This window comes from Thermogemmatispora sp. (assembly GCF_019683755.1).
GTDB lineage: Bacteria > Chloroflexota > Ktedonobacteria > Ktedonobacterales > Ktedonobacteraceae > Thermogemmatispora.
Genome location: NZ_JADGHT010000190.1, coordinates 1 through 8,829 on the forward strand (window position 1 = coordinate 1; position 8,829 = coordinate 8,829).

Genomic DNA, 8,829 nt, shown 5'->3' on the forward strand with positions numbered 1-8,829 from the left:
TTATGGAATACAGCCCAGATGAGGATGAGGAGATATAAGGTCTCAACGCCTCCTAAGCTCTGCCTCCCCCATCTCATTCTCCTCTTATGCGAAGGGAAGCCAGACCATGCCAGATCAGCATAGGATTGGCCTCGCTTCCCTTCTTTGAAGAAACAGACCCCTTTAATCAGACCAACCATCTTACATCGATTTTGTCTGATATATCCAATTACATAGATATCGTTACGCGGCTTCTTTGCAGGGATGTACACACCTATAATTGCTTCTAGCGGAGTAAGCACAGCGGACAGTTTACACCGCTCAATCGCATCCCCTTGAATCAGCCTTCGGCCTAGTGGATCAGAGGTAGCTGTTTGTCTTTAGAGGGGCTGTTTCTAGGGATTTCAGTTACACAAGGAAGGGCAACTAACAGGAAGGAGTAGAGGATGTACCGTCTCCGAGTCAAGGAGGTCCTTCATGAGAAGGGCGTCACACAGACATGGCTCGCACGGCACACAACATTGACTGAAGCAATGGTACGGCGACTAGTACGCGACCCTTCATATCTTCCCTCAATAGCCACGATGGCCAAGGTTGCGAAAGCATTGCAAGTCCACATCGATGACCTGATTGAGGAGATTCCAGACCCGCAGCCGTTCGCTCCTAGCTCCCAAGAGCCTTCAATCTCTTCATCACAGCCATCCTCTCAGACGAGGCGCGCCTCTAGTTCAGCAGATGTGTCCTTTACTCACTGACATACGGAGCTAGAGCAGTCAGGTTGTCTGGATGAGCAAAGGTTTTGTTTTGCTTCATGATGGCTTGCAAGGCAAGGAGAGACTCAACGTGTACCGCCTTCGGTTGCGGAAAATCCTGCGGGAGCGGGGAGTGAGCGCTGAGCGCCTAGTTCAGCTTTCCTCAGTGCCAGAGGCAATGATTAAGCGCATGCTGAGAGATCCGGCTTATATGCCTCCGGCCTCAACGTTAGCCAAAATTGCCCGCGCCTTACACGTCTCTATGGCTGATCTTCTCGAAGAAATTCCCGATCGCTAGTCTCTCTGGGGGATAACAACAAACGGGGACAAAAGCGCGCCTGGCCAGCGGAACTGGCAATCCGCGGACCAGGCGCGCCACGTTGAAACTCGGAGGTAGGAGTAGCATAGGCCAAAGCCTGGCCCCTGTCAAGGGCCTCAGCCGTGCCTGGCAACTCTCCACCCCCTGCGAGCTGTAAGGAGAGTGAGAGGAAGTTTTTCAGGCGGAAAAGGCGGGAACGTGCCAGATTGTGCTGATAGAGCACGCTCTCGCGGATCAGTATCAGGGGAGCGGACGTCAGGTCGACTTTCTCTGGAGGGAGCGAGTGCCCAGCCACCCAGCCACAGGCTGACGAGCAGCGCCAGCGCTAGCCTGTCCGCCAGCAAGCGACGTATGGCCAAGCGGCCAGCCCTCGAGAAGAGTAGGGTTGGCCACGATAGCGGAACGACTCGCCACGGGGCCGCTGTCCCTCAAGGTGCAGGCAAGAGAGGGCTGGCGTACCAGAGTCCGGCAGGGGCCGCGCGCCACCGGTCCCAGCCGCTATCGACCAGTAATCTCCTATCCTCCTTTCTATGCCTATCTCCCAAGGAGCTGAGCGCGGATGCTGACACTATCAGCGGCGGCTCGCTCCGCCTTAGTTTCATTATACCCACCAGCCAAATGCCTTCTTCCGGCTCGCGGTGCACCTCCCTGCTTTGCACGGAGAGTCGCCAGCGACGGGATAGCCGGGCGGGTGAGCCGGGTCAGGCGGGACCAGGCTCAGCGCCCATAAAAAAAAGGGCGGCTACCCACGCTCTCCGGCAAAGCCGGAAGCGCTGTGTAGCCGCCATCAGCCCTCAAAAGGCGCCAAGCGGGCTTCATCGCTGGCGACCGTCTAATTGCTGCTTTCTCGAGGCCAGGCCCCTGCTCACCTCTGAGAGCGGGGGCGCTGCCACAGGTGGCTGAGGACAGCCAGCACCAGAGCCACCAGCGGACCGAGCCAGGCCGCCTGCCACTCCAAGGCTGCTGGCTGGGCCGGTAGCTGCCTGATCTCCAGCAGGCCGCTGCCCACCGAGACCACGATGGCCAGCACGACCAGGGCCAGGCCCAGGCCAAGCCCCACCGCTAGTAGCTGACGCTGACCAGACATTCTCATTGCCTTCCTCATCGTCCTCGCCCACCCCGTGGTCGACCACGCTGCCCACGAGGCGCAACCGTCTAGCACGCTGGAAGAGAAGCCGCCCATCTTTGCCCTTGTATTATACAAGCCAGCCTTGAGAGCGGCAAGGCCGGGGGTCCGAGCCGACTGGAGCCGACCCGAGACGTCTCCCGCCAGGCGAGGCCTCCGCCTGGCGGCACCAGAAGGCTGCTGGCAGAGCGGACCACAACTTTGATATACTGGGGAAGACGGGAGGCGCTGGGGAGCGTCCGCCCGCCCCGGACGGCAGCGAGCGAGCCTCAGAGGAGGAACGGAGCAATGCCGCCGAGGGGAGCAAGAGTGCAGTATCGTGGCTATCGGGAGCAGCCCGGGTCGCCGTGGCGAGGCGCGGCGGCGGTGGCGACGGAGGTATGACGGCGCAGATGGCGGTGGGAGAGGGAGAGTGACGACGAGCATCCCTGCGCGCGCAGCGCGAGCAGGCCCGGGGGAGGAGAGGAAACCTTGCACAGCGGCGAATCAGCACGATCGACAGCAGCAGGAGCCTACAGCGTCACAGAGATCGTTTGGCTCGCAGAGCAACAAGACTACATCCTGCGCGACCGCCTGAGCGGCAGAGCGCAGCCCCTACCGCGTCACGCCGACGCCTGGCGGCTCTGGCTTGAGAGCCAGAGCGCCTTTCACTTCAAAGGGCGACTTGGTCAGATGACCCTGCGGCGCGAGAGCCGCAAGGGCCATCCCATCTACTGGTACGCCTTCCGTCACTGTCTCCATCGCACCTTTAAGCAATACGCCGGCAAGACCAACCGGCTGACCCTGGAGCGACTCGAAGCGGTGGCCGCCGAACTAGAGCTGAGCTGTCGCAAACTGCGCGAGCAGATGCGGCAGCGTCACGAGCAGGCCGAGCGCGAGGCCAGTGAGCCGCTGCTGCAGACCAAGCTCAGGCCACCGTTGCTGGCCAGCGACCTCATCCTGCGTGAACGCCTGTTGACCCTGCTGGAGCGCGGGCGCGGGCGGCGCCTGATCCTCCTCTGCGCGCCGGCGGGCAGTGGCAAGACCAGCCTGGTGCGCCAATGGCTGACCGAGCGGCAAGGAGAGCCAGAGAGCGCGGCCCTGCCTGTCGCCTGGCTGACCCTCGACGCGGGCGACAACGAGCCGCAGCGCTTCTGGCGCTACCTGGTAGCCGCCTGTGCGCCCTGGCTCCCGCCTCACGAGCGCGAGCGACTCAGCGCGGCGCCGGCCCGTCCCCTGGCCGCCACCAGCGGCCTCGGCGGCTTCGCCAGCATGACCGTTGCGGGCAGCGCAGACCCACTGACGCCGCGGCTCATCGCCCTGCTCAACCTGCTTGACGAGCAGGGCGCCCGTGGCCTGCTGATTCTCGACAACTACCATCTCATCCAGAGCGAGGCCATTCACCAGGCCCTGAGCCTCCTGCTCAGCCACCTCCCCGCCGGCCTGGTCCTGATCCTGCTCACGCGCGAAGAGCCGCCGCTCCCGCTGGCGAGCCTGCGCGCTGGCGGCGGCCTTCTGGAGTTACGGGGGCCGGAGCTACGCTTCTCCCAGGCCGAGAGCGCTGCCTTTCTCCGTGCTCATGGCCTTCTCCTGACCCCCGAGCAACAAGAGCAGCTCGACCAGCTCATCGGCGGCTGGCCAGCAGGCCTGCGCCTCTTCACCCTGCTCTTTGAGAACAGCCGTTTCGGCGCAGAGCGCGCGGGCGCCGGGGGCGACGGGGGCGCCGTGGCGTCCAGCGAGCCAGAGCAGTTGCTCAAGGCTTTCCGTGGCAGTCAGCTCCCCCTCTTCGACTACTTCAGCAGCGAAGTCCTGCAGGGACTGCCCGCCCACCTGCAAGACTTCCTGCTCCGCACCTGCTGGCTGCCCAGCCTGCAGCCGGACCTCTGTCATCTCATCAGCGGGAACCAGGAGAGCGCGGCCCTGCTGGCCGAGCTGGCGCGTCGCAACCTCTTCATCGAGGTGCTGGACCCGCAGCAGCAGACCTATCGCTACTATCCCCTCTTTGCCGAAGCCCTGCAGCAGGCAGCGCGGCAGCGTCTCCCCGCCGAGGAGCAGCGCCTCATCGCCTACCAGGCCAGCCGCTGGTACGCCGCCCACGGTCAGCTTGACGAGGCCACAGAGCTGGCCCTGCAAGCCGGCGTCGGCCAATGGCTCGCCGACCTGATCGAGCGCCGAACCATTCCCCTGCGTCTGCGCCTGCTGCAGGGCGATCCATCGCTGCAGCATCTGCGGCGCTGGCTAGCGGCCCTGCCCGAAGCGATCACCTGGAGTCGGCCCCAGCTCTGCATTCTCAGTGTCCTGAGCATCCTGGCGACCCTCTTTGAGGAGCGCCGCAGCCAGCGGCGAGAGCGACGCCTGAGTTCCGCCGAAGAGGCGCGCATCAGCGCTCTGCTCAAACGCGCCGAGGAGTTATGGCGCGAGAGCAACGATCAAGAGGGACTGGCGCGTCTCTACGCCTGTCGCGTCCTCGTGCTGGAGCACCTGCCAGGCTCGCCCGCGGAGGCTGCCCGGCGCTTCTATGAGAGCGCCGTCTACGCGCGCACCGCCCTGGAGCACCTGGCCCCCGACGAGAGCGATTGGCGTTCCTTCTGCCTTGGTCATCTCTTTGGCCATGCCCTCCAGAGCGGCCACCTCCTTGAAGCCGACCAACTCAGCCAGCAGATCGAGAGCCTCATGCACGAGAGCGGCACCGAGGCCGACCCCTGGTCGAGAGGCGTCAGCGGCCTGCGCGCCTTCGTGCTCAGCCTGCGCGGTCAGCTCTACGAAGCCGCCCACCTCTATCGTCAGCTTGTCCACCAGGACAACGCACAGCACCCGCTGACGCTGCTGGCCCACCTGGGACAGAGCCAGATCCTCTACGACTGGAACGACCTGGCCGGGGCCGAAGAGCAGCTTCGCCTGCTCGAGGAAGACCTGAGCCGCTTCCAGAGTGCGAACGATGACGATGACGAGCGCAAGGCCTTCATGGTCTCTCTGCTCAACCTGCTGGCCGCCCAGATGCGCGCCCTGATCAGCCAGGCCCGCGGTCAGCTTGACGAGGCCTGTGCCCGCCTGCGCGATCTCCTCCTGGCGGCCACCAGCGCCTTTCCCGCCACGGACTTCCACCGCTACCTGCTCGGCGACCTGCTGGTCTGGCAGGCGCGCCTGGAGCTGGCGCGCGGCAACCTCGAAGCGGCCCGCGACGGCCTCTATGAACTCGCGCGCCTCTGTGGGCTGGCAGACAGCGACCGCCTGGCAGACCCCGAACAACTCGCCCAAACGCTGGTCTGGGAAGAAGCGCCACGGCTGCTCACCGCCGAAGCGAGTGCCGGACCAGCCGAGAGCCAGCCGCAAGCCAGTCAGCTTGCCCCCCGCTCTCAGGAGCCACAGGGCCTGCTCCTTGAACAATACCAGCTTCTCAGCGCGCGCCTCCTGCTAGCGACGGGGCAGGCCCGGCAGGCCAGCCTCCTGCTAGACGAGATCCAGCGGCAGGCCCAGCGCTACGGACGCGGGCGCGGCCTGTTGCAGGCCCGCCTCCTGCTAGCCCGCGCCTACGCCCAACAGCGCGATCCGGTTCTGGCCAGTACCCATCTCTGCCAGGCCCTCGAACAAGGGCAAGTCGAGGGCCACCGTCGCCTTTTCCTTGACGAAGGCCAGGAGCTGGCCGTCCTCCTGCGCGAGCTACTCCCGCGAGTGCGTGGTCAGATCCTGCGCGCCTACGCCGAGAGCCTCTTAGAGGACTTCGCCAGCGCCCAGGGTCGGCAGCCGTCCATCATTGCCGTCGCTGAGGCGGCCCTGCCCGAGCCATTCTCGGCCCAGGAGCTGCGCATCTTACGCCTGCTGGTCGTCGGCTACAGCAATGCCGAAATCGCCCGTGAACTCGTCATCTCGGTCAATACCGTGCGCACCCACGTTCGCCACATCTATCAAAAGCTCAATGTCCACAGCCGTCACCGCGCCATCGCCGCCGCCCGTCGCTACGGCCTCATCTAGCCATCGACCAGCGGCCAGACGCGCGCCAGCCAGCCAACCAGCAGCCCACAACCCAAATCATCCCGGCAATCATCCAGAAGGATGACGCCAACGCTTCTGGCGCGCGCTACACTAGCAACGAACGACAGCCAGAGGGCCTGCCCCCCTGCACAAGCGGAGTGGCCAGGCCCGCCTGTCAGGCCTGCAGGCAGCGCAAGCCGCAGGCCAGCCCGACGGATCTAAAAAAAAGGCAAGAGAAAGATGCAGAGCACTATCACCAGCCAGAACCAGATCACCAGCCAGGCGAGGCCAAGCGAGGAGCAAGCAGTCATCGAAGTTGAGGGCCTGGTCAAGCGCTACAAAAAAGCCCAACGCAACGCCGTCGACGGCGTCAGCTTCAGCGTGCCCGCCGGCAGCCTCTTCGCCCTGCTGGGGCCGAACGGGGCCGGCAAAACCACCGTCATCTCCATCCTGACCACCACCCTCAGCCCGACGGCGGGCCGCGTGCGCATCGCCGGCCACGACCTGGAGAAAGAGGCGCACCGTATTCGGCGCGAGATCGGCATCGTCTTTCAAAAGCCGAGCCTGGACCAGAATCTGACCGCCGAAGAGAACATTCGCCTGCATGTGGCCCTCTACGGCCTCTACCCCTATCGTCCGGCCTTCCGCCTCATGCCAGCCGCTTACCGCGAGCAAGTTGAGGCCCTGGCCGAGCTACTCGACATCAGCGAGAGCCTCTTCAAGCCCGTCAAGACCTTCTCGGGCGGCATGAAGCGCAAGCTAGAGATCCTGCGCGGCCTGCTGCACCGGCCAGCCGTCCTCTTCCTTGACGAGCCGACCACGGGGCTAGACCCTGAGAGCCGACATAGCCTCTGGGACTACCTGCGGCGGGTGCGGGCCACCGGGCGCACAACCATCTTTCTGACCACCCACTATCTAGAAGAAGTTGAAGAGGCCGATACGGTCTGCATCATGAGCCACGGCCAGATCGCAGCCGCGGGCACGCCGGCCCAGCTCAAAGCCAGCCTCACGCAGGCCCGTCTTCTGCTGGACGCGCCCGAGCGGGACCGTCTACGCCAGGAGCTACACCAGCTTGGCCTACCGTTCACCGAGAGCCGAGAGGCCATCGAGCTGCCCCTGGCCGGTCCCGACGTGCAGCGCCTGCTCAAGCGCCTGGAGACGCCGCTCAGCCTGATCCAGACGCGTGCGCCCAGCCTGGAAGAAGCCTACTTACAGATCATCGGTCGCTCCACCCTGGAAAGCGAGGAAGCCTAAACGCCATGTCGACAGACGCTCATCAGCTATCGCCCACACCCAGCCTGGTCCCTAGCGGCGCCCCTGAAGCCAGCCGGCGCGACGAACTGCTGCGGCGCATCCTCGAGCCGCCGCCGGCGCAGCCGCCCCTTAACCGCACCTGGAACGCCATCGTCACCATCGCCGCGCGCGAAATCATGCGCTACCTGCGGGACGGGGCCTTTCTCCTGTTCTCAGTGATCATGCCCATCCTCCTCATCCTTGGGCTGGAGGGGCCACTGCAGAGCAACTTTGGCGCTGTTGCCGGCTACAGCCTGATGGCCTTCGCCGTCACCGGCATGCTGGCCATGACTCTCTATCAGTACACCCTGCAAGGCATCCTCTCGCTGCTTGAGGACCGCGAGAACGACTTTACGCAGGAGCTACTCATCGCCCCCGTCTCGCGCTATGCCCTCATCTTCGGCAAGATCCTGGGGGCCTCAGTCGTGGCCCTGGTCCAGGGCTTACTGATCCTGCTGCTGGGAATCTTTTTCTTTCACTTCCCGGTCTCCGTCTGGGGTCTGCTTCTCCTGCTACCGGTGGCCTTACTGATCTGCTTCTCCGGCGGAGCGCTAGGGGTGCTACTCCTCTCGCTCTTCAACAGCCAGCGCAGCGCCAACCAGGCCATTCCTTTGCTCCTCTTCCCGCAGTTCTTCCTGGCGGGCATCTTCATTCCCATGCGAGACCTGCCCTGGTACCTGGATCTGCTTTCAAAGATCACGCCGCTGCGCTACGCCGTCGACCTCCTGCGCAACGTCGTCTACAGTGGCCAGCCCGAATATGGGAAAGTGGTCTTGGAAGGGCCGGTCATTAACCTGGCAGTCGTCTGCGCGCTGACGCTGCTCTGCCTGGTGGTAGGCACCATTCTCTTTGTGCGCAGCAAGCGCGAGCGCTAAGGTGAAAGGCCGTCCGAGCGGCGCGAGGCTCCCGCTGGCTCACTGACTCACTCGCCCCGCTGAGAGCAGCCAGGCCCGGCGCGGAGCCGCGCAGCGCGCCCGTGCGCGGCTAAAACAGAGCCGGCGGGCAAGTCTGGAGGTGCTCCGTAAACAGATAGACATCGATGGTCACAGTAGCCTGATCCTGGCCCAGCGTATAGAGCGGATCGTAGAAGGAGGTACAGGTAAACGCAAAGCGCTCCTGGCGGCCCATCTCGGCGAGCAGGCCCATCACCTTGCGCGAGACAGCCAGCGCCGTTCCGATGGCGTCCACGCTGGGAGCGCCATCATAGACAATCACCAGGCCGGCGGTGCGCCCGCGCAGGAAGCCCTGAGTGCGCACCTGCCTCTTGAGCGAGGCGATGGCTTCGGCATCGTTGGACAGCAAGCCGTTCGCATCGACGTTCACAGTGAAACGATGATGGTGCAGTTCCAGGCGCGGCAGCACCGTCGGCGTCGGCGTCTCCAAAGGCGGCGTGGGGGTTGGCGTTGCCG

The 8,829-nt window shown here is 64.3% G+C and carries 7 protein-coding genes; 5 read left to right on the forward strand and 2 right to left on the reverse strand.

Going from position 1 to position 8,829, the window contains the following annotated elements:
* Positions 1 to 425 precede the first annotated feature (425 nt).
* Positions 426 to 734: a helix-turn-helix transcriptional regulator gene (locus IRZ24_RS19825; protein WP_366914285.1), complete on the forward strand. Its 309-nt coding sequence runs from the start codon at positions 426 to 428 to the stop codon at positions 732 to 734.
* 88 nt (positions 735 to 822) lie between these two features.
* Positions 823 to 1,029 (forward strand): helix-turn-helix transcriptional regulator, encoded by a 207-nt coding sequence (locus tag IRZ24_RS12685; protein ID WP_297164803.1) that lies wholly within the window; start codon positions 823 to 825, stop codon positions 1,027 to 1,029.
* A gap of 886 nt (positions 1,030 to 1,915) precedes the next feature.
* Here IRZ24_RS12685 and IRZ24_RS12690 read toward each other — a convergent pair.
* Positions 1,916 to 2,137, reverse strand: coding sequence for a hypothetical protein (locus tag IRZ24_RS12690; RefSeq protein WP_297164805.1), 222 nt, complete (start codon positions 2,135 to 2,137; stop codon positions 1,916 to 1,918).
* 510 nt (positions 2,138 to 2,647) lie between these two features.
* Between IRZ24_RS12690 and IRZ24_RS12695 the strand changes: the two genes are divergently transcribed.
* The 3 genes from IRZ24_RS12695 to IRZ24_RS12705 all read left to right on the forward strand — a co-directional run bounded on the left by IRZ24_RS12695 (position 2,648) and on the right by IRZ24_RS12705 (position 8,295).
* Complete coding sequence (locus tag IRZ24_RS12695) at positions 2,648 to 6,127, forward strand: LuxR C-terminal-related transcriptional regulator (RefSeq protein WP_297164806.1); 3,480 nt, start codon at positions 2,648 to 2,650, stop codon at positions 6,125 to 6,127.
* A 240-nt stretch (positions 6,128 to 6,367) separates the two neighbouring features.
* On the forward strand, positions 6,368 to 7,381 hold the full coding sequence (locus IRZ24_RS12700; RefSeq protein WP_297164807.1) for an ABC transporter ATP-binding protein: 1,014 nt from the start codon (positions 6,368 to 6,370) through the stop codon (positions 7,379 to 7,381).
* 5 nt (positions 7,382 to 7,386) lie between these two features.
* Positions 7,387 to 8,295: an ABC transporter permease gene (locus IRZ24_RS12705; protein ID WP_297164809.1), complete on the forward strand. Its 909-nt coding sequence runs from the start codon at positions 7,387 to 7,389 to the stop codon at positions 8,293 to 8,295.
* 109 nt (positions 8,296 to 8,404) lie between these two features.
* Here IRZ24_RS12705 and IRZ24_RS12710 read toward each other — a convergent pair.
* Positions 8,405 to 8,829, reverse strand: a 425-nt coding sequence (locus IRZ24_RS12710; RefSeq protein WP_297164811.1) for a hypothetical protein, incomplete at its 5' end; no start/stop codon positions are given.

Bases quoted from the DNA above. Each gene is read 5' to 3' on its own strand.
- IRZ24_RS19825 (WP_366914285.1), top strand. From the start codon at position 426: ATGTACCGTCTCCGAGTCAAGGAGGTCCTTCATGAGAAGGGCGTCACA.
- IRZ24_RS12690 (WP_297164805.1), bottom strand. From the start codon at position 2,137: ATGTCTGGTCAGCGTCAGCTACTAGCGGTGGGGCTTGGCCTGGGCCTG.
- IRZ24_RS12700 (WP_297164807.1), top strand. From the start codon at position 6,368: ATGCAGAGCACTATCACCAGCCAGAACCAGATCACCAGCCAGGCGAGG.
- IRZ24_RS12705 (WP_297164809.1), top strand. From the start codon at position 7,387: ATGTCGACAGACGCTCATCAGCTATCGCCCACACCCAGCCTGGTCCCT.